The sequence below is a fragment of the Enterobacter sp. R-1.6.2 genome (assembly GCF_035064085.1).
Lineage (GTDB): Bacteria > Pseudomonadota > Gammaproteobacteria > Enterobacterales > Enterobacteriaceae > Enterobacter > Enterobacter asburiae_B.
This window is the reverse complement of sequence record NZ_JASEYI010000007.1, coordinates 133,921-155,389: the sequence shown is the minus strand read 5'-3', so window position 1 is coordinate 155,389 and position 21,469 is coordinate 133,921. Positions and strand designations below refer to the sequence as shown.

Annotated in this window: 16 protein-coding genes; 13 read left to right on the top strand and 3 right to left on the bottom strand. The window is 54.8% G+C overall.

Annotated features, from left to right (window positions below):
• The first annotated feature begins 5 nt into the window (after positions 1–5).
• Positions 6–908 carry a LysR family transcriptional regulator gene (locus QMN93_RS10125; RefSeq protein ID WP_193138826.1) on the top strand — a complete coding sequence of 301 codons (903 nt, stop codon included), beginning with the start codon at positions 6–8 and terminating at the stop codon, positions 906–908.
• Here QMN93_RS10125 and QMN93_RS10120 read toward each other — a convergent pair.
• Positions 895–1,374, bottom strand: a complete 480-nt coding sequence (locus QMN93_RS10120; protein ID WP_010427243.1) for a carboxymuconolactone decarboxylase family protein — start codon at positions 1,372–1,374, stop codon at positions 895–897. The two genes, QMN93_RS10125 and QMN93_RS10120, sit on opposite strands and share 14 nt — an antisense overlap.
• A gap of 101 nt (positions 1,375–1,475) precedes the next feature.
• Here QMN93_RS10120 and QMN93_RS10115 point away from each other — a divergent pair, with 101 nt between their 5' ends.
• On the top strand, positions 1,476–2,864 hold the full coding sequence (locus QMN93_RS10115) for a PLP-dependent aminotransferase family protein (protein ID WP_193138825.1): 1,389 nt from the start codon (positions 1,476–1,478) through the stop codon (positions 2,862–2,864).
• Between the two features lie 81 nt (positions 2,865–2,945).
• Positions 2,946–3,200 (top strand): DUF4282 domain-containing protein, encoded by a 255-nt coding sequence (locus QMN93_RS10110; protein ID WP_032660945.1) that lies wholly within the window; start codon positions 2,946–2,948, stop codon positions 3,198–3,200.
• 94 nt (positions 3,201–3,294) lie between these two features.
• Here QMN93_RS10110 and QMN93_RS10105 read toward each other — a convergent pair whose 3' ends face one another.
• Entirely contained in the window at positions 3,295–3,456 is a 162-nt protein-coding gene (locus QMN93_RS10105; protein WP_023334364.1) for a DUF1127 domain-containing protein, read from the bottom strand.
• 176 nt (positions 3,457–3,632) lie between these two features.
• On the opposite strand from QMN93_RS10105, the gene QMN93_RS10100 reads away from it, so the two are divergent.
• Positions 3,633–5,048 carry a PLP-dependent aminotransferase family protein gene (locus tag QMN93_RS10100; RefSeq protein WP_033144539.1) on the top strand — a complete coding sequence of 472 codons (1,416 nt, stop codon included), beginning with the start codon at positions 3,633–3,635 and terminating at the stop codon, positions 5,046–5,048.
• A gap of 99 nt (positions 5,049–5,147) precedes the next feature.
• On the opposite strand, the gene QMN93_RS10095 is transcribed toward QMN93_RS10100, so the two are convergent.
• Entirely contained in the window at positions 5,148–6,269 is a 1,122-nt protein-coding gene (locus QMN93_RS10095) for a cupin domain-containing protein (protein WP_193138824.1), read from the bottom strand.
• Positions 6,270–6,601: 332 nt separating this feature from the next.
• On the opposite strand from QMN93_RS10095, the gene QMN93_RS10090 reads away from it, so the two are divergent.
• The 9 genes from QMN93_RS10090 to QMN93_RS10050 all read left to right on the top strand — a co-directional run bounded on the left by QMN93_RS10090 (position 6,602) and on the right by QMN93_RS10050 (position 21,468).
• Positions 6,602–7,822 (top strand): VWA domain-containing protein, encoded by a 1,221-nt coding sequence (locus tag QMN93_RS10090; protein WP_033144537.1) that lies wholly within the window; start codon positions 6,602–6,604, stop codon positions 7,820–7,822.
• Positions 7,823–8,071: 249 nt separating this feature from the next.
• Positions 8,072–9,445, top strand: a complete 1,374-nt coding sequence (locus tag QMN93_RS10085; protein ID WP_231926979.1) for an SrfA family protein — start codon at positions 8,072–8,074, stop codon at positions 9,443–9,445.
• Positions 9,446–12,451 (top strand): virulence factor SrfB, encoded by a 3,006-nt coding sequence (locus QMN93_RS10080; RefSeq protein ID WP_033144535.1) that lies wholly within the window; start codon positions 9,446–9,448, stop codon positions 12,449–12,451.
• Positions 12,451–15,114 carry a putative virulence factor gene (locus tag QMN93_RS10075; RefSeq protein ID WP_193138823.1) on the top strand — a complete coding sequence of 888 codons (2,664 nt, stop codon included), beginning with the start codon at positions 12,451–12,453 and terminating at the stop codon, positions 15,112–15,114. The genes QMN93_RS10080 and QMN93_RS10075 overlap by 1 nt, the downstream gene beginning before the upstream one ends.
• Before the next feature lie 6 nt (positions 15,115–15,120).
• Positions 15,121–16,080, top strand: a complete 960-nt coding sequence (locus QMN93_RS10070; RefSeq protein ID WP_193138822.1) for a hypothetical protein — start codon at positions 15,121–15,123, stop codon at positions 16,078–16,080.
• An 8-nt stretch (positions 16,081–16,088) separates the two neighbouring features.
• Positions 16,089–18,044, top strand: coding sequence for a vWA domain-containing protein (locus QMN93_RS10065; protein ID WP_048980623.1), 1,956 nt, complete (start codon positions 16,089–16,091; stop codon positions 18,042–18,044).
• A gap of 17 nt (positions 18,045–18,061) precedes the next feature.
• Complete coding sequence (locus QMN93_RS10060; protein ID WP_033146480.1) at positions 18,062–18,730, top strand: ABC transporter ATP-binding protein; 669 nt, start codon at positions 18,062–18,064, stop codon at positions 18,728–18,730.
• Between the two features lie 31 nt (positions 18,731–18,761).
• A complete protein-coding gene (locus QMN93_RS10055) occupies positions 18,762–19,943 on the top strand; it encodes an ABC transporter permease (protein WP_226852594.1) in 1,182 nt (393 codons plus the stop codon).
• Positions 19,933–21,468 carry an SUMF1/EgtB/PvdO family nonheme iron enzyme gene (locus QMN93_RS10050; protein WP_083239558.1) on the top strand — a complete coding sequence of 512 codons (1,536 nt, stop codon included), beginning with the start codon at positions 19,933–19,935 and terminating at the stop codon, positions 21,466–21,468. Before QMN93_RS10055 ends, QMN93_RS10050 begins: the two co-directional genes overlap by 11 nt.
• The last annotated feature ends 1 nt before the right edge of the window (position 21,469 follow it).

The following is a 21,469-nucleotide window of genomic DNA, read 5'->3' as shown; positions in this document are numbered from 1 at the left end:
AATCTATGCATCGTTCAGGTCTGACAGAGCTGGAAGTGGTGATGGCGGTCGTGCGACGCGGCAGCTTTCGCGCCGCCGCGCAGGAGCTGGGCATGTCGGCCACGGCGGTAAGCAACGCCATCGCCGGGCTGGAGAGCCGCCTTGATACCCGCCTCTTTAACCGCACCACCCGCAGCGTGGCGCTCACCGACGCCGGACAGCGCTACGTGGCGCGTATCGGCCCGGCCCTGCAGGAGATCCGTCTCGCCAGCGAGGAGATCCACAGCGACACCGGGGAACCCGCCGGCACGCTGCGTCTGAACGTGCCGAACCATATCGGCACCCTGTTTCTGGACCAGCTGCTGATCGACTTTATGATCCGCTACCCGAAGATGCGCGTAGAGACCGTCAGCGAAGCGCGAATGATCGACATCGTCGCGGAAGGCTACGACGCGGGGATCCGCCTTGAAGAGTCCGTGCCGCAGGACATGATCGCCGTGCCGCTGACCGGGGAGATCCGCCAGCTGGTCACCGCCACGCCGGACTATTTTGCACGTCACGGCATTCCGCAGACGCCGGACGATCTGCTTTCGCATCAGGGGATCGGCATGCGCATGGCCCATGGCGGGATCTACCGCTGGGAGCTGGCGCGTCGGGGGGAAACATACGCCCTTGCCGTGCCGCCGCGCTTTGCGACGTCCGATCTTTTTGCCTCGATCCGCGCCGTGAAAGCGGGATTAGGGGTGGGATTTTTGCCGGAACTGTATATCCGTGAAGAGCTGGAGCGTGGAGAACTGGTGAGCGTCTTAGACGAGTGGGCGCAGCCCTTTGCCGGGCTACGCCTGTATTACCCCGGCCATCGCCACGTTCCGCCAGGGCTACGGGCGCTGGTGGCGATGATCCGCGAGCGCGGGATTATTCCAGGTTAGCCTTATTCAGCCCGTAAGCCGCGTCCAGCGAGCCGGGTTCCATGCGGGAGGTGATCCCCAGACGGTTCCAGGCGTTGATCGCCACGATGGCGAAGTTCAGCTCTGAAATCTCAACGTCCGAGAAGTGCTCCGCCACGCTGCGGTACAGCGCGTCGCTTACCCCGTGAACGCCAATCTGGGTCAGCGCTTCGGTGAAGGCCAGCGCGGCTTTCTCGCGGGCGCTGAACAGCGGGGACTCGCGCCAGGCCGCCAGATGGTACAGGCGCAGCTCGCGCTCGCCGGCGATTTTGGCCTCTTTCGAGTGCATATCCAGACAGAAGGTACAGCCGTTCAGCTGCGACACGCGAATGTCGATCAGGTGCTTCAGCGCCGGGTCGATGGAGGTTTTTGCCACCTCCATGCTCAGGGCGGACAGGGCGTTAGCTAGGGCAGGTGTAGCTTTATGGTGGTTGACGCGAGTGCTCATTGTCTTTCCTCTTTTTATGCGGCATATGTCATGCGATGCAGCAAATCTACGCCGTTCATGACATAGTAAAAAGATACAAAATGCGTGAAACGAGGTAGGACATGAAGCCGGGCTATCACGAGATTTATTCCCGCTATCGCGACAACATCACGCGCGGCGTGCTGAAGCCGGGCGATAAGGTGCCCGCCATCCGCGTGCTGGCGGAAGAGCTGAAGGTGGCGCGTAAAACCGTCGAAACGGCGTACGCCATTCTGACGGGTGAAGGGTATCTGGTGAGCCAGGGCGCGCGCGGCACGCGGGTGAACCCGGATTTACTGTTGCCGGATAACACTGCCCCTGCGGAACAGCCCACCGGCACGCTTCCGGCATCCCTCATCAGCCAGCGCGAGCGGGCGGGGTTTCTGCGCCCCGGCATCCCCGCCCTCGACAGCTTTCCGTATAAAAAATGGCTGCTGCTGGCGGGCCAGGCGACACGCGCCATGCGTCAGGAGGAGATGCTCAACCCGCCCGTTCTGGGCTGGTATCCGCTGCGCCAGGCCATCGCCAGCTATCTTAATATTTCACGCGGGCTGTCCTGCAGCGCCGAACAGGTGCTGATCACCAGCGGCTACAGCGGCAGCCTGCGGCTGATCCTCGACACGCTTGCCAGCCGCAGCGACAAGGTGGTGTTTGAAGATCCGGGCTATTTTATGGGCCAGCAGCTGCTCAAGCGGATCGTGCCGCGCCTGCACACGGTGCCGGTCGACCGTTCAGGTATCGACACGGAATACCTGCTCCGTCACCATCGCGACGCCCGTTTTGCCATCGTCACCCCGTCGCACCAGAGCCCGCTGGCGGTCACGCTATCGCTGCCGCGCAAGCAGCAGCTGCTCGACTGGGCCAGCCAGAACGAGGCGTGGATCATCGAAGACGATTACGACGGTGAGTTTCACTACACCCGCAAGGTGCTGCCGTCGCTGAAAAGCCTCGACCAGCACGATCGGGTGATTTTTATGGGCACCTTCAGTAAAACCATCATGCCGTCGCTGCGCATGGGCTACGTGGTGATGCCCGCCAGCACCGTCGGGGCTTTTACCGACTGCGCGGATATCACCACCAGCGGCCAGCCGGTGCTGACGCAAAAGATCCTCACCGCGTTTCTCAACGAAGGGCATTTTTTCCGTCACCTGAAAAAGATGCGCGCGCTGTATCAGACCCGCCGCGACTGGATGATTGCGGCTCTCCGCGAGGTGTATGGCGATCTGTTTTTCACCGAGCAAAACGACGGCGGGATGCATATCGTGGCGTTCCTGACCAGAGGCAGCGGTGACCGGGAAGTGGCGCGCTGCTGGCAGGAACAGCAGCTGCAGGTGAATGCGCTTTCGGAGTGGTATTGCGGGTCGGGCAAACGCTACGGGCTGGTGATGGGCTATAACAACGTGCGGTCGTATGAAGAGGCGCTGGCGTTGCTGGAGAGGCCGAAACGGGAGACGCTTGAAATATTACTCTGAAATCAGATATCTGCCCAATTAGCACCGATTTAAAATATCGATATAATCTGATGGCTTTTTTACATTTCTAAGGAAAAGAAAATGAAATCAATTTTGGGATTTGATTATTTATTAACACCACGCGTGCTGGTCTTATTTTACTGGATCGCCATGCTGCTTATTTTTGCGGGCGGTGTGTATACCATGTTCAGCGACCACCTCATCACGGGCTTTATCGGTACGATATGCAGCCTGGTCGGATGCCGCGTGATGTTCGAACTGATTATGGTTGCGTTCAAGAACAACGAATATTTGCGCCGTATCGCTGAAAACACGTCGGTAAAATCTGCCGAATAATCCGCTTTTTATATGCCGGGTGGCGGCTAAGCCTTACCCGGCCTACGGGATCGAGCAGGCCCGGTAAGCGTAGCGCCACAGGGCAATCCTATGCTCACACATCATACCGCGACAACCCAACGTCCTTGAGCTGCTCGTCGCTCATCTGGCTCAGGATGCGGCGGGTACGGTTGATGCGATACCAGTTGCAGATCGTTTTGCCGATCCAGACAAACACGACGAACGGACGTTTTGAACGATTCTCATAGAATTCCATGATGCTCTCCTCACTGTACCAGTGGGGTTATCATCCTGGAAATCGGCCTGTGCAATACAGACTCAAAAACACCTTTTGTTTAACATACAGATCCGCTAAAACAGTATCTGCATGCCAATTTTTACGGCAATCTGTACTGGTTTTACAATCTGTATGGTGAAAACAAAGGATACAGCATGACGCGCTATCAACATCTGGCCAACCTTCTGGCAGAACGCATTGAACAAGGGCTGTATCGCAGCGGCGAACGTCTGCCGTCGGTGCGCACGCTGAGCCAGGAGCACGGCGTGAGCATCAGCACCATACAGCAGGCTTATCAAATCCTCGAAAACCTCCAGCTGATCACCCCTCAGCCGCGCTCCGGCTATTTTGTCTCGCAGCGCAAGGCCCAGCCGCCGGTTCCGGCCATGACGCGCCCGGTGCAGCGCCCCGTGGACGTCACCCAGTGGGATGAGGTGATGATGCTGCTGGACGCCCGCGCCGACAAAGAGATGATCTCCTTCGGCGGCGGCTCGCCGGATATTAACCAGCCGAGCCTGAAGCCCCTGTGGCGCGAGATGAGCCGCATCGCGCAGCATAATCCTGCCGAGATGCTGAGCTATGACGTGCTCGACGGCCGCCTGGAGCTGCGCGAGCAGATCGCCCGCCTGATGCTGGACGGCGGCTCCACCGTAGCGGCGAACGAGATTGTCATCACCAACGGCTGCCACGGCGCGCTGTCGATTGCCCTGCTCTCGGTGTGCAAGCCGGGGGATATCGTGGCGGTGGAGTCGCCGTCGTTTCACGGCACCATGCAGATGCTGCGCGGGTTTGACATCAAGGCGATTGAAATTCCTACCGATCCCGAGACCGGGATCAGCATCGAGGCGTTAGAGCTGGCGCTGGAGCAGTGGCCGATCAAGGCCGTGATTCTGGTGCCCAACTGCAATAACCCGCTCGGGTTTATCATGCCGGAAGCGCGGAAAAAGCAGGTCTTAGCCCTGGCCCAGCGGCACGATATCGTGATTGTGGAGGACGATATTTACGGCGAGCTGGCGGCGGAGTACCCGCGCCCGCGCACCATTCATTCGATGGATATCGACGGCCGCGTGATCCTCTGCAGCTCGTTTACCAAAACCGTGGCGCCGGGCCTGCGCGTCGGCTGGATTGTGCCGGGGCGCTATTACGACCGGGTGATGCACATGAAATACGCTGCGGGCGGGTTTAACGTGCCGGGCACCCAGATGGCGGTGGCGGCGTTTATTCGCGACGGCCATTACCATCGCCACGTGCGTCGTATGCGCCAGATTTATCAGCAGAATATGGAAACCTACACCTGCTGGGTGCGGCAGTATTTTCCGGCAGAGATTTGCGTCACGCGCCCGCAGGGCAGCTTCCTGCTGTGGATTGAGCTGCCGGAAAAGGTCGACATGGTGTGCGTCAGCAAGCAGCTGTGTCGGCTGAAGATCCAGGCCGCGGCCGGGTCGCTGTTTTCCGCCTCCGGGAAGTACCGCAACTGTCTGCGGATCAACGTGGCGCTGCCGCCGACGGAGAAGAATCGCGAGGCGCTGAAGAAGATGGGTGAAGCGATTGTGATTGCAATGGAGGAGTAGTGCGGCCTGATGCCCTCACCCCGACCCTCTCCCACAGGGAGAGGGAGAAAACCGATCCTGTAGGCCCGGTAAGCGCAGCGCCACCGGGCAACAGGCAGGTTACTCGTCGAAGTACCAGTATCCCTGGTTAATCAGCCCGGTGAGCTCTTCAACAAACGCCGGGTTATTCAGCGCATCGCCCAGCTCGGCCTGACCGAGTTCGGTGTAGCGGCACAGCGCATCCGCCGCCTTCGCGTCTACCGTCTCCAGTTGTTCACTGTTGATAAAGAAGCTGCCGTTAATATTCAGCACGCGCAGGCCGCTCAGGCGAGACAGCTTTTCGCCGCCCTGCAGCGCGTCCAGCACCTCTTCCGGCGCGTACGGCGGCTCAGCGGCGGCGATATCCAGCTCGTGGCGCGGCGTGGAGACAAAGCTGCCGAACCATTTTGTGAAATCATCCGGCTTGCTGATCATCTCGATCATCATCTGGCGAATGCGATCGAGCTCGTACTGCTCCACGCGGCCCGGATGTTCGCGACAGGTCAAATCCGGATCGCTGTAGTGCTCGCCGCCCAGATCGTTTTCCAGCGCGTAATCGGCGAAGCTGCTGATCAGATCGCGACCGTTCGGCCCGCGGAAGCCGACGGAGTAGTTGAGCGCCGTCTCATGGGTAAAGCCGTCGTGCGGGAATCCAGGCGGGATGTAGAGGATATCGCCCGGGGCCAGATCTTCGTCGATGATCGGCTCGAACGGATCGACGTGCAGCAGCGCCGGATGCGGACAGAACTGACGCATCGGCAGCTTGTCCCCCACGCGCCAGCGGCGGCTGCCCATCCCCTGAATGATAAACACGTCGTACTGATCGATATGCGGACCCACGCCGCCACCCGGCACGGAGAAGGAGATCATCAGGTCATCCAGACGCCAGTCCGGCAGGACGCGGAACGGACGCACCAGCTCAGCGGCGGGCATATGCCAGTGGTTCACCGCCTGCGCCAGCAGCGACCAGCCGGTTTCGCCCAGATCGTCAAAGTGCTCAAACGGACCATTGCTGGCCTGCCATTTGCCGTTGAAATGGCTCACCAGACGGCTATCGACTTCCGGCTCCATCGCCAGCCCTGCCAGCTCGTCCGGGGTGATCGGGTCGACAAAATTCGGGAAGGCATTTTTCAGCACTACGGGTTGTTTTTGCCAGTATTTCTCAAGAAATTCCGGCCAGTTCAGGTTCAGTTGATACGCCATGGGTAGCACCAGTGAGAGGGGAAACAGGCGCGATTATGGTGGAGAGCGTGGAGGGCTGCTTTGTCGTGGGTCAAGCGCAGATGATTTGCCTGCCACGCGCGTGTTGGCAATGATTAAACCTGGTCATTAGGTGAAGTGGTATTAAAGTAAAACTTAAATGATAATTTTTCATGAACCTTTTCCCCCGTCCGACGTTTACTTTTACTCAAGGCATCTTACCTCTTAAAACTGGTAGTTTTTTAATTTTAAGAACAAGATTAGCATTAGAGATTGTCATTCTTTATATTTAGCTCTAAGCTATTTTCTTTTGCATACCTGGCTCATTAAAGGCAATGATTAGAATCACAAGGACTGTTGAAAGCGAACATTGCTTACAAGAATATATTTCAACGTTTTCTGCCTTAAATAATCTTATTGACCGACACCTTTCTAAAACTTATCTCAATCTTTTTGCCCGCCCTCAGCAGGCTGAAGATGGTGCGGTTGAATGGTATAGCGAAATAAATGGCAAACCCCAACGCTTTAACGCTTTAAACGTCGTTGAGCGAGACAAAATCGCCATACTCCTCTCACAAAAGCTGGCGGCACTCACTCAACTTCATCAAACACTCTCGACTAGCGCGCAGACTTCTCCCGAAACACTGCAGTTACTGGCAAAAATAGCCAGACAGCCCTCACCAGAAAGAATATGGATCGTTGACGGTCAGCCTGTGATTACAGGCTGGGACATCATGCCTGAAACTAAGTTGCCGGCAGAACCGCTGGCTAAAAAGCGTGGGTGGTTATGGCTGGGGCTTTTAGCACTGGCTCTGCTTCTGGCTCTTGTTCTCCTGCGCGGCTGCTGGCCGACTGTCAAAGTAGCCACTCCTGCCGTTTCTCCCGTCCAGCCAGCCCCTGAGCATCAGGTCAAAATGCTCTGCCCGGCACAGCGGACAAAACAGCAGGCACCTGAAATGGTTATTATTTTTGATGCTTCTGGCTCTATGGCCATGAGCATGGATGCCACACCAGAAGAGATAATGCGGTGGATGCAGGATAAACCTGTACCCGGTATCGATCGTGAACCTCGTCGCATTACGCTCGCACATCAATCCGCTAAACACATTATCGATGACGTGCCAAATGACATGGACATTAGCCTTATTGCCGCAGCTAATTGCCACCAGGTGAACGCAACTCCGGCTTTCCTGCCGGAACAACGCGCTGAGCTAAAAAAGTTAATTGATAAAATCCAGCCGGTGGGTAAAACCGCTCTGGCAGAGGCGTTAGAAGAGGCGGGGAAACGAGTTAATGGCGTTGACCGTGATGCCATAATTCTACTGGTGACGGACGGGGAAGAGACATGCGGAGGCTCGCCTTGCGATGTCGCGCTTGAGCTAAAAAAACGTAAGCCCCGATTACAGGTCAATGTTGTCGATATCATGAATACCGGCGCCGGAAACTGTATTGCCAGCAATACAGGTGGAAAGGTATTTGCTGTCAATAATACGCAGGAGTTTAATAAGATGATGAACAACGCCGTGAAGGAATATATACCGCAGGGTTGTGATTAACACATTAGAGAAAATGAATACATTGCCAGAAATATAGTTTCACAGCGAAACTTTTTTTGCGGCAATCGGATATGCGCACGTCCCAATAATAAGTTTAGTTTAGGTCTAAACGTTTTCGGCCATTTGCCGATAATACTCAATATTTTGTTGCCATAAACAATTGACGCAGATTACCCGGCGTATTTGCGGCGTCCTTTTCCACAGTGGAACTTGCTTTCACTTGTTCGTTTAACAGCAAAGGCATGCAGCGTGAAAGAAATTTTTCTATGCAGTGACAAGCTCGATAAATATCAGTCGATGGGTGAGAATGGACAGGCAGTATATATTTCCGCATTACAGCTGCGTGAAACCCTACGACTTAGAAAACAAACGGCGGTTGCTGACACTTTAGCCATCCCGCAAATCAGCGAGCATGGCGATCGAATCGACTGGTATGCCCCGCTGGCCGGTGACGTTATTCCATGGACGGCCGCAACGGAAGCTGAGCGCCAGGCCGCGCTCGCGCAACTCGAAACCACCCATGCAGCGTTTCGCCAGATAAGTAATGAATTTGCCCAAAGCCAGCAGCCGGAACGCCGGCTCTTTGGGAAATTACTTGAGAAAGCGATGCAATTCCCCGATCAGCAGCACGTGTGGCTGGTAGGTGGAAAGCCGGTCATCAGTTTTTGGGGATTTGTGAACGCCACTAACCAGGCCCGCATCGAGCCGTTAGACTGTTTGCGTCCCATATCTACAGCCTTGCCTCCGCAATCAGCCAGTATTGAACCGGTGATACCAGAACGCACTTTCACGCATCAAAGGCACGCCAAAAGACGCTGGTGGTTGCTCTTACCCGCATGGTTGCGTTGGCTACTGCCGCTACTTCTGTTACTCCTTTTAGCGTTACTGTTCTTACGGGGTTGCATGCCAGGCATAACGATCCCTGGTATTTCATCTTCCGTACCCGCTTTGCCCGCGCCCCACCTTCCAACAGCCGAATCTCTTGCGCCGTCGTCAAGGGCCATCATCAGCACAACAACGTCTAAGGCGAACCTGCATTCGACAACGGGCAGTGAGATTTTAAGCACCACGGGCACTTCACTCACAACGTCACAAGAGCAATCAGCATTACAAACGCCGTCACAAAGCGCAGCAGCAACGGCATCTGCTGTGGATCCTGCGTCAGCCACGAATAGCCCTCATCCCGGCGGAACAGCACCTGCTCTCGAAGCGCCATCGGCCAATACCTCAACTGGCGCTAAAGTCCCGTTGACCCTGCCCGCATCTTCACTGGCCCAAGGAAACACCCGTTTTCTGGACGGGAACTGGCACGCAGGGGCTGGTATTCAGGATCAACGCACAGGAAAGCCCCTTAGTCTGAGTTACCAAATCAATGACGGTAAGGGCGAAGTACAGATGATCCGTGGCGACGGTGTGACCTGTCGTGGCGCGGTCAACGCGGCCATTCAGTCAGGTCATCTCGCCATTAACAATCAGGGAGAAGCACAGTGCTCCGATGGCTCACGCTACCAAATGCCAGAAATTCTGTGTGCTCCCGGCGCGCAAAACATTGCGGATTGCAAAGGCCGTTACGACGCCAAAACACTTTTCCCTATTTCGATGAAGCAGGAGGCAAGTCAGTAAATGCTCGCTGAACTCACTGATTTTAAAAAACAGGTCAAACTTATTCGCGACAGCGGGATCCAGTTCCTTGATTTCGCCTTTACCCTGCCCACGCGTAAAGAATATGGGGAATTTCTTCGTCAACAGGGTGACGAGGCTATTATGCGGCTTATCTATAATGAGAGGGAAGATAAGCTGCAGATCCCTCAACCTGACAGCGAACCTCCTCGCTACGCAGACTCCGACTACACATTGACGACCGAAGAGTCGCTACGCCTCTATCGCGGCCTCTGGTTACCGCTGCCATTTTTCCGCTTCAACCCGCCACGAGCCTTTGCTCACGGGCCGTATAACTGGTCACGCGTCCAGTTCCATGAGCTGCCTGAGCCGGATGAAAAGGGCAATACCTGGCGCGCTACTCTGATTTTTGATACCAAAATTTTCCCGGATCGCGAGAATACGCAGTATCTCGCACCGGGCGAGGATGATATCCGTTCAGGCGCGGGATTTGCTCTGGCACGCCATCCTCACGAGATGGGGGAGTTTCTCTCACTGCCATGGGTGAATGAATGGCTACGGGAAATTTTCAGTACTCAGGCTCGCGAAGTATTACGCCAACATATTGATGACATTGATGAACAACTACTGCAGAAGGAACATCAGGCGCATTATCTTAACCTGCTGCATGTCCTGGCGACGACGATTGTCGTTCCTGAAGTACAGGTCAACGACGTAAAAATCCGGGACTCAGCGATACCTGTAGATCTCGTGCTGGACATTGGTAACTCACGTAGCTGCGGCATCCTGATCGAAGAACATCGTGACGACAATAAAGGGCTTTCTCAACTTTATCAGCTTCAGCTGCGAGATTTGAGCCAACCGCAATTTGTTTATAACGAGCCTTTTGACAGCCGTCTCGAGTTTGCCCAGGCCGAATTCGGCAAGCAGGATTTCTCGCTAAAAAGCGGGCGCAGCGATGCCTTCACATGGCCAACCATTGGACGCGTCGGCGGAGAAGCCTTCAGAATGGCGGCTCAACGCCTGGGTACCGAGGGCTCAACAGGGATCTCCAGCCCTAAACGCTACCTCTGGGACGATCAACCCTATTCACCGGGATGGCGCTTTAGCCAGGCCTTCGTGAAAAGTGACAGAGAGCCGTTAGCCACTGCAGCACCGCTGCTGTATATGATCAACGATCAGGGGAAATTGCTCATTCGCCTGAAAAATGAAGAAGACCGTATGCCCGTCTTCACGCCGGTATACAGTCGTAGCTCGCTGATGACGATGATGTTGTCAGAGGTATTAAGCCAGGCTCTCATGCAAATCAACAGCCCTTCACAGCGGCTGAAGATGAACCACGCCAGCACACCGCGTCGTTTACGAAATGTCATTATGACTGTCCCTCCGGCGATGCCAAAGCCTGAGCGCGCTATCTTTGAGGAGAGCATGCATGACGCTATCCGCATGGTCTGGAAAGCGCTCGGCTGGGAAGAGATGGATTATGAAGGCGATGACCCGCAGTGCTTGAAATACGCCCATCCAGGCGTACACGTGAAGTGGGACGAAGCCACCTGTGGGCAGTTGGTATATCTCTATAACGAAACGCAGAACTACTTTGGCGGTCGCACGGACGAATTTTTTGCAGCTACTCGCCGTCCCGATACTCAAAAGGACACCAGCGATACACGCTCATTAAAAATTGCGTCGATTGACATTGGCGGAGGAACGACCGATCTCGTCATTTCTCGCTACACGCTGGATGAAGGCCAGGGCATTAACGTCCGGATTACCCCGAAACAGCTTTTCCGTGAAGGGTTTAAGGTAGCAGGCGACGACATACTGCTGGATGTTATACGGCTTTTCCTCCAGCCAGCAGTAAAAGCGGCCATGACCAAAGTCGGCCACAGCGATCTTGCAGCCGAATCAATGATGTCACAACTGTTCGGTAGTGAATCGATCGAAGCCGGAAAACAGGTATTACGTCAGCAGCTTACATTACAGATCTTCGCGCCTCTGGCATTATCTATTTTGCATCGCTATGAAGAGTACTCCCCGGAAAATGGGCGGGAGATACTGAATTACACCTTCCGTGAGCTACTTGCCGATAATCTTCCAACCGAGAAAGTACAGGATTACGTCAACGACGTTGCCCGTTCCGGACAGCTTGCGAGCGAAGTACCGTTCTCCATTCTGGATGTACCGCTGGAGTTGGATCTTGCGCGTCTGCACAATGAATTTATCGACCCTCGCAGCGGGCGAATGAACATTTGCCACAGCCTGCGCGCGTTGTGCGAAGTGCTTTGGCACTACAACTGCGATGTATTACTTTTAACCGGTCGTCCATCCCGCCTGCCGGGAATTCAAGCGCTCATTCGCCAGCTTCAACCTGTTCCCCCTTCTCGCGTGCTGCCACTCCACGGTTATGAAACCGGTGGCTGGTATCCGTTTAACAAGAAAGGATGCATTGACGATCCGAAATCGACAGCCGTTGTGGGGGCGATGCTGTGCCTGTTAGCGGAGAAATCCAGGCTCAACAACTTCTTCTTCCGCACTGCGAACTTTAAGCCTTATTCAACCATCCGCTATGTCGGGATGCTTGATGGAAACAATGTGATTAAAGACAGCAATGTCGCCTATCGCGACGTTGATTTGGACTCCGCTGATTTCCAGTTACCGGAAGGGAAAGGCTTTGAAGCACGGGGGGAAGTGCGTATCGGTTTTCGCCAGCTTGATAACGAACGCTGGCCATCGACCGCACTTTACACCCTAAAAATTACCAGTGCGAACCTGGCAAGCGAGCTGTCGGGTGATGCTGTAATAAGCATCGGTTTAACCGCAGAACAGGGACGTGGACGTAGTAGCGAAGAACCGGTCAGTCCGGAGCGCTTCCAGATTGGCTCGATGGAAATGAAAAACGCACAGCGCGGTTATGGTCGTAGAGATGTTGCATTCCAGTTGAACACAATGGTCGGTAATGGGCTGAGTGAAACCCATTACTGGCTGGATAGCGGGAGTATTAAAAGCTAATGAGCACTATTCATCCCAACACCATTATCCAGGGCTGGAATGGCGTCGAACAAGGTGCAGGCCGGGCCATTGACTGGATCGCAAGCGTTCGTCAGGACGCGCCGCGCCTGAACACTGAAGCCGATCGCCTGACCATGAACTTGCGCCGCAGCCGTAACAAAGCACGCAGATTGGCGCAGGCCGCAGCGAAACCGATGACAATCGGCTTCTTTGGCTTGTCGCAGGCAGGCAAATCGTATCTCATTTCCGCGCTGGCTGCGGGTGAAAACGGAAAGCTGGAAACACGTCTCGGCGGCAATCAGCTCGATTTTCTGACACACATCAACCCGCCTGGCGGCGGCAAAGAGGCGACGGGTCTTGTTACCCGGTTTAGCCGCAGTGCTCAGAGCTCAGACGACCGCTGGCCTGTCACGTTACAGCTCTTCAACGAAGTGGAAATGGGGAAGATCCTCGCCAACGCATTCATCCATGACTTCAACCAGGAAAAATTTGACTGGCAGTTCGATGAAAAACGCATCAGCGATCTGTTAACGTCCCTGTCGAAACGACGCCTGACCTCCCGCAGCCCTGGCGTGACCGAAGATGACGTAGTTTCTTTTTGGGATTACCTCATCCGCCATGCTGAGAAAACGCAAAGCCGTTTTGCCCTGACCTACTGGCCACAGGCAGTAAGCCTCGCACCATGGCTTTCTGTTGAAGATCGCGGCCAGCTTTTCTCCGTTTTATGGGGCGAAGTACCAGAACTAACCAATGCCTATATCCGTTTTGCCAACACGCTACAGCGTCTCGGTGGAGTGCAGGAGCTGCATGCCCCGCTGAGCACGCTGGTTCGTAACGAAAACGGCCTGCTTATCCAGCGGGATAGCATCATGAACGTCGATATGCTGGAGCGGCTGAATACCCCGTCGGATCAGACTATTGAAGTCTGTCCTGTGGTAAATGGGCAAACGGGTGCGTCTATTTCGCTATCGCTGGCAGAGCTCACTGCGCTTACCGTTGAATTGCATATCCCGTTAATGGCTCCGCCTCGCGAAACAATCTTCGAAGCCGTCGACTTGCTTGATTTCCCGGGTTATCGCGGCCGTCTGGCGGTGGAGTCCATGAGTGATGTCACTCGCGAGGTTAAAAATGCAGAGAGCAACCCGCTAGCGCAGTTAATTTTGCGCGGAAAAGTGGCCTATCTTTTTGAACGCTACACCGAAAACCAGGAGATGAATGTCCTGGTGGTGTGTACGGCCTCAACAAAACAGTCCGATGTCAAAGAAGTGGGCGGCGTTCTGGACGAGTGGATCCGTTACACCCAGGGCGCCGATGCCGACGCGCGTGGTCGTCGCTTACCTGGCCTAGTCTGGGCATTAACCATGTTTGATCTGCGCATTAGCCAAAACCTTTCCCATGACGAAGCACTTCTTCGCCAGTCCTGGGGGCTTGGCGGGATGATCAAAATGGCGATGACCGAGCGTTTTGGCCAGTACAAATGGATGCAGGAATGGAGCCAGGGTCAGGCGTTCAATAACACGTTCCTGGTACGCAAACCGCGCCAGCAAACGCCCTTTATCCGCATGAACGCAGGTAGTGAAGCGGCTTTCAACGACGACAATGGCGGGCAGCTAGCACTGATGCGGAAAACCTTCCTTGAAGATGAAGCTGTCGCTCGCTACATCGCGAACCCTGCTGAAGCCTGGGATGCGATGCTCACCCTCAACGACGGTGGTATGCGCCGAATGGCCGATTATCTGGCCCGCGTCGCCCGCCCTGAACTGAAACTGGAGCGGATCGCAGAACAGCTCGACGAGATCCGCCACGAACTGGTCGAAGGGGGACTGGGGAACTGGTACCAGCCGGACGGCGAAGAAGAGCTGTCCAGAAAATCCCGAATTGCGCAAGAGATCCTTGCCACCCTGAAAAAACGCAGCGGCATGCACGGCGAACTGCTGGCGCGGTTGGTTCCGGCACGCCGCGATCTCCATGCACTTTACATGCAGCAAACGACCCTGTCTGCGCCTGAAGCAGAAGAAGATGCAGGATTCTTTGATATCGGTGTGGAAGATGCTTTCGAAAGCAGCGCAACTGCGGTGACGACGCACAGCCATGAGATCGCTTTCGCGCACCAGAGCGTTCAGCTCTGGATTAACCATCTGCGCGGCCTGCCTGAAACCGCCGCCATGCTCAACTACATCAGTCTTCCGCGCCCGATTGCCGAAGCGCTGGTAGACGAATTGATCACGGGGTTATTGCGTTCACGTGTCGAGGACGCGCTGGTCAATGCAATGAAAAATACCGAGCAGGCTGGCGTTCGTCGCGAACGTATGGTCGAGCGTCAGGTTTCACGCGTGCTTCACGTGATGAGCGATTTCATCACCTGGCTGGGCTATCAAAATATGCCGGAATCGAAACGCCCGGCCCGTCTCAACCAGCCCGAACAGCCGATCTTTACCCGTCCACCAACGTGCGACAGCGTGGTCTGGAAAGGTGATGAACGCCTGGCACGCCTGACGCCGCAACAGCTGAACTACAGTGCCTTCTTTATCATCGACTGGCTGGTTGGCCTGGAAGCACTCATTACCGAAAACGCAGGTCATTCTGCCGGACGCGAGATTAGCGTCGCGCAGAACGAAAATCTGGGCGTCATTCTCCGCCAGATTAAATTGGCAAAGGAGTAACTGGACGTGATCAAACCTGAACTTAAGACGCTGACCCCTATACAACCAGGATTCGCATTGCTCTTGTTGAAAGGCTGGAAAGGCGATGCCGAGGGCGTCACAATCTCGGTAGTACGTAATCAGGATCGCCTGTATCTGGATAGCCACGGTGATTGGGTCAGTGGCGAGATTTTCCTCGCCCTTCCTCCACTGATACAAAATGAGGAGACGCCCTGCGTTCAGGTCGGCCCTTCTCTGATCGATCCACTACTCGCCAACCGCCAGGCGGCCTATCGCATCACCATCAAAGATGGAAGTAATAAGGATATGGGGATTCTGACCATCGCTGAAGGGCTACTCAGCTCCCAGGCCGGTGGTGAAAACCCACTCCCGGAAAATATACAGACGCTGAATGATACCCCCATCGTGCAGCCGATGTCCGTTCAAGAACCGGAACCTGTCGTTTTAGAACCTGTCGCAGAAAAGCCTGTATCTCAACAGCCGCATAAGCCGAAAAGTAAGCTGCCGTTATTTGCGGGATTAGCCATTCTATTGCTCCTGCTGGCCGCTGCTGGGTGGTGGTTTACCCGTAAGCCAGAGCCTGCAATTCCAGCGGCACCTCCCGCGCCCGTCGCGAAAATTACCGGGCCGTGTGGTGATGAACAAATGGCGAGCGGCAATGAAATGGCGTTCGTTAAAGGGTGCCTGCGTAGCCAGCCAAGTAGTGCACAACTGCTGGACGTCATCGCAAAAGCGAAAGCGGCAAAACATTGCGATATCGCTCAGCGCCTTTACGCCTATAAAGCCCAGTCCGGCGATACGCAGATGGCCGTTCGTTATGCACAAGAATATGACCCGAAAACCGCAAAACCAGGGGGATGCTTCAATCCTGACGCAGAGACAGCGGCGTATTGGTATGAATCGGTTGTAAATCAGGACCCGCAGAATAACGAGGCCAAAGCCCGTTTAGCTGAGCTGAAGAAATAGGATAAACAATGAAATACATGCATTGGTTCAGTAGCCTGGTGTGTGCCGCAACGCTGGCATCCCCCGCCTGTGCCGCGGGTAAACAGCCGCTTTTGCAGGAAGGTAAACATGCGTTATTCCAGCGGGTACTGACTTACCCAGGCTGCCAGCTGTCCGCCAAAGCAGGTGAAGCAGGTAAAGAGCAGCCGGCCTTCAGTCGATTCTATGTTTACCAAAGGACAACGCAGGGTCAGGACACGTGGCTGCAGGTTGGGCCGGACAGCTTTGGTCATACCGCTGGCTGGATGAATTCCTCCTGCACCGTTGACTGGAAAATGCAGCTGACGCTGGCGTTTACCAATCCTGCTGGCCGTCAACCGATGCTGTTCTTTAAAGAGAAATCCGACGTTGAGTCTCTTCTGAACAGCAAAAACCCTGCGGCAACATTGCAACCAATGCTCAACAGTTTGAGCAGCCATAAACCGGTCCCGCAGGTTCTGGCACGCGAGCCTGATTACATGGTGGATCAGTTAAAAAACTTTTATCTCTTACCTGTTCTTGGCTCAGATGATGTGTTTACCGATACCGGCTTCCAGGTACGTGTACTCAACGTTGCCTCCGTCAGCGAAAAGTCGCCCGCAAAAAAGGCCGCGTCCGCTGCTGATGAAAAGAACATGATGAAAGGGTTCTCCGCCTCGGTTGTCTTTGTGATCGACTCCACCATCTCGATGGGGCCGTATATCGATCGCACTAAAGAGGCGATCGATAAGATCTACAAGAGGATCGAGAAGGAACACTTACAGGATCAGGTCAAGTTTGGCCTGGTAGCTTTCCGCTCCAGCGTGAAAGCGGTTCCGGGTCTTGAATACGACAGCAAGATGTATGTCGACCCCAATACCGTTAAAGATGGTAAAGACTTCCTCGCTAAAGTACATGACCTGAAGCAGGCTACCGTTTCCAGCAGCAAGGTTGATGAAGATGCTTACGGCGGGGTCATGACAGCGCTGGACAAAGTGGACTGGACGCAGTTTGGCGCCCGCTACGTTGTACTGATTACTGACGCAGGCGCGCTTGATGGCACAGATAAGCTCTCGTCAACCCATCTGGATGCCGCCCAGGTGCGTCAGGAAGCCGCCTATCGTGGCGTTGCGCTGTATGCGTTACATCTGAAAACCTCTGATGGTAAGAAAAATCACAGTTCTGCTGAAGCCCAGTATCAGGAGCTGACGTTAAATCCATTCCTGCACAAACCGCTCTACTATCCTATTGATTCAGGTGATGTAAATAGCTTCGGTAGTATGGTCGATAACCTGGCGAATGCCATTACCGGCCAGATTAAAACAGCCTGGAGCGGCGAAGAAACGGCGGGGAGCGCGCTGGGGGCAAGCCCTAAATATGCCGGTAAGAAAGAAGATCCCCTGCTCAGTGATGCCGACAAGTTAAGTAAGGCAATGCGTCTTGCCTATCTGGGTGAAAAGCAAGGCACCACGGCACCACCGGTATTCAAGTCATGGATAAGCGACCGCGATCTGATTGACCAAAACATCCCGGCGACCGAGGTGCGCGTACTGCTCACGAAAAGCGAGCTCAGCGATCTGAGCGATGTCATGAAGAAGATCGTCAATGCCGCCAATGAGGGGATGATCTCTCCGGATGACATGTTTGCCAGCCTGCGTTCTCTGGCGGCAACCATGGGCAACGATCCAAACCAGGCGAAAGGGAAAAATGCGACCCGCCTCGGAGAGATGGGGCTGCTCGGTGAATATATCGAGAGCTTACCTTACCTCAGTGAAGTATTGAGCCTGGACGAAGAAACCTGGAAAAGCTGGGATGGCCTTGAGCAGGAGCGTTTCATCCGCAGGCTGAATACCAAGCTTAATTACTATCAACGCTACAACCAGGATGTAGACCGTTGGGTGGCATTAGCGCCCGATAGCGACCCACGCGATAACGTTTATCCGGTACCTCTGGAGAACCTGCCCTGATGTTGAGGATCCGCGATATGGAGATCAGCCGGGGCGGGACGCATGGCTATAGCGTCGCCCTCCCGCACCTCTCGTTGAAAAAGGGAGAGGTGGTCGCTCTAACCGGGCCTAGCGGGTGCGGTAAAAGCACGCTTCTGGAGATGATAGGGGCGATCCTCCGCCCAGCGCATCTTGCCGAATACCGGCTCGCCGGTCGCGATATTTCAATACCGCTCATGGCTGAAAACGAGCCTGTCCTGGCCGCGCTTCGCGCACGCGAGCTTGGGTTTATGCTACAGCACGGCGGCTTGTTGCCCTGGTTACCCGTGATAGAAAACATCACTCTGGTTCGCAGGCTGGCAGGACTTAGCCTACAGTCAGCCTGGCTCGATAAGGCCATCGACAGCCTGGGCGTGCGGCCGCTGCTGACAAGAATGCCTTCCCGGCTTTCTATCGGCGAGCGCCAGCGCGTTGCCTTCATCCGTGCGATTGCCCACCAGCCACGCTTACTCCTTGCCGATGAACCGACTGCGGCGCTGGATCCTGATAATGCAGACCGGTTGTTTGACCTGATGATCGGCATGGTGCGCTCACTGGATATGGCAGCCATTGTTGTGAGCCACGACTGGCAGCGCGTGACGCATTTTGGGATTGACCGATATCAGGCCGTGACCGGAGAGGGAAAAAGTGTCTTCTTACCCAGCTGATATGCCAGCGTCAGGCACCCTGCTATGCCGTATGGCTCTGCGCGATCTCATTCACGATCGCAAGGTCGCGCTGTGCATCATCTTCTCTTTGATTGCCGTTATCGCACCGTTATTGCTGCTGTTCGGATTGAAGAATGGCATTGTCAGCCAGCTTCGCCATCAGCTTCTCGACGACCCTCGCACCCGGGAAGTACGTATAACGGGTAATGGTAATTATGATTTTGCCTGGCTTGATAAGCTCGCCCGCCGTTCAGAAGTCGGATTTTCGATTCCGTTAACCCGTTCGCTGAACACTCAGGCCGATCTGGTCCGGGACGGGCAACACTTTGTCCCGGGTGCTGAAATGATCCCGACGGCCAAAGGCGATCCTCTTTTGCAGGATGTCAGAGCACCGGTCAAAGACAGCGATACCGTACTCAGCGCCAGTGCGGCACGGCGCCTTGGCGTGCAGCCAGGAGATATCCTGCGCCTGATGGTGAGCCGAAAAAGCGAAGGGAAAAACCAACGCGCCACGTTCGCTTTAACCATTACCGGCGTGCTGGATGACGCAAAATTTTCACGTCAAGGTGCCTTTATTACATTGTCTTTGCTTGTTGCTCTGGAAGACTACCGCGATGGCTTTCAGGTTCCCTTGCTGGGGGTCAGCGATGGCAAGCCGCCCAGAGAGAGAACCCGCTATTCAAGAGCACGTATCTATGCCAGTTCGATAGATGACGTTTCACTCCTCGCGCGGTGGCTGGAGACGCAGAACATTGAGGCTATCACTCAGTCAGCTCAAATTGAGTCTGTGCGTGCCATCGACCGTGTGCTGGGGATTATCTTTGGCGTGATTGCCTGGATCTCTGCATCAGGGTGCATCGCCTCGTTAGTCGGTGCCTTCATCGCCAACATTGATCGTAAGCGCAAAGATATGGCCGTGCTGCGCCTTCTGGGTTTTCGCCGTCGCGCTGTGACGCTTTTTATTATTATTCAGGCGCTGTGTTTGACCGGCGTCTCATACGGACTGGGTGTGATCATCTACCTGCTGGGCAGCGCATTGTTCAACCATGTGTTGGGCAGTTCTTTACCGGACCAGGCATTCGTCTGTCACCTTGTCCCCCTTCATTTTATCGCCGCATTGCTCTGTGTCCTTGCCGTGGCGTTAGGCGTGGCCGCTATCGGAGCACTGCGCGCATTGAAAATCGAACCTGCGGAGAGTTTACGTGAAATCTAAACTGGCGATGAGCCTGGCTATCATTGGACTCGGGTACGCCTGCGCGGCGAATGCCACCTGGGATGAAAAGTTCTGGAACCCAAAACCTCTGGCCGATGACGTGATATTGCCTATGCCGTGCGACGGTGCCATGGCATTTCGCAAAGTCGCTATCCCGCTGAATAAACCGCTGGAAGATTACAACATCACGCTGGGGCAAGAAGGCGACGACTGGGGATACGTTGAACAATCTCGCCAGGAACACATTGCAGGCAGTTTCCCGGAGAAGGGTGGTAAGGGCCGTTATTACCTGATGGCCAAATATGAACTGAGCGACCTGCAGTATCGCGCGCTTTCTGGGGAATGCCCGACGACGGATATGAAAGGACGTTTACCGAAGGTGAGTATTGGCTGGATGGATGCCATGGTATTCGCAAATCAATACAACCTGTGGTTACGAAAAGAAAAACTTTCTGCACTGCCTGAAGATGATGGTCAGGCGGGATTTTTACGGCTTCCGACAGAAACCGAGTGGGAGTTTGCCGCACGCGGCGGGCTCGCGGTTTCCCCCGCAGAGTTCCGCGATCGCCACTTCCCCATGCCTGAAGGATTAAACGGTTATGTCTGGTTTGCGGGGGCACAGTCTGCAAATGGAAAACTTCAGCTTACCGGCCTGCTGAAACCTAACCCGCTCGGATTGCACGACATACTGGGCAACGCAGCAGAGATGATGTTTGACCCGTTCCGCCTGAACAAGCTCGATCGCCTGCATGGTAAGGCTGGGGGCTATGTCGTTCGGGGGGGCAGTTATATGACTCCTCAGGCGGATATCCGCAGTTCACTGCGTGGAGAGGAGCCGTACTATGCCAATGCGGGCGAGAATACAACCAAAAGCACCGGTGTTCGTCTGGTTTTAGTTTCCACAACCCTGACATCACGCGAGCGGGTGAAAGAGATTGAAAAAGAGTGGCAATCATTAGGCACGGGTAAAAAGGAGACACCTGCAGGCAAAGCTGATGATTCGCTAAAAAACCTGAATGCTATCTCGGCAAAAGTCCAGGATGACGCACTGAAGAAACAACTTGAGCAACTGCGCGGTGAGCTGCGCGCAAATAGCCAGCTTCGGGATGAACAACGGGATCAGGCAATACGCACATCGTTACAGTTGGGCGCCTTTTTGTGCACAAAAATGAAAGATGACGGCGAGTTTTACGATCGTCTCAACCAGCTCTTCACCAAAACCTGTGCCGCAGGCAGCCAGCTTGATGCTAATTGCTCCCGCCGTCAGGAACAGCTTGGTCAACATCAAAAAGCCCTTGATTTTATTACCAGTTATTACGCTGACACCCTGGTAGACATGGGCACAACCTATGACAAACCCCTCATCGAACCGCAGGTCGCTGTCGTATTGCAACAGATGGCTGCACGCGGAAAAACCAACCTTAACGGTTATCTCGATACCTACTGGAAGAACCTTCAGGGGTACTGGAAAGATGGAAAAGTTGCGCGCGAGGCGTGGCTTAGTTCATGTAAAAAAAATAATTAAA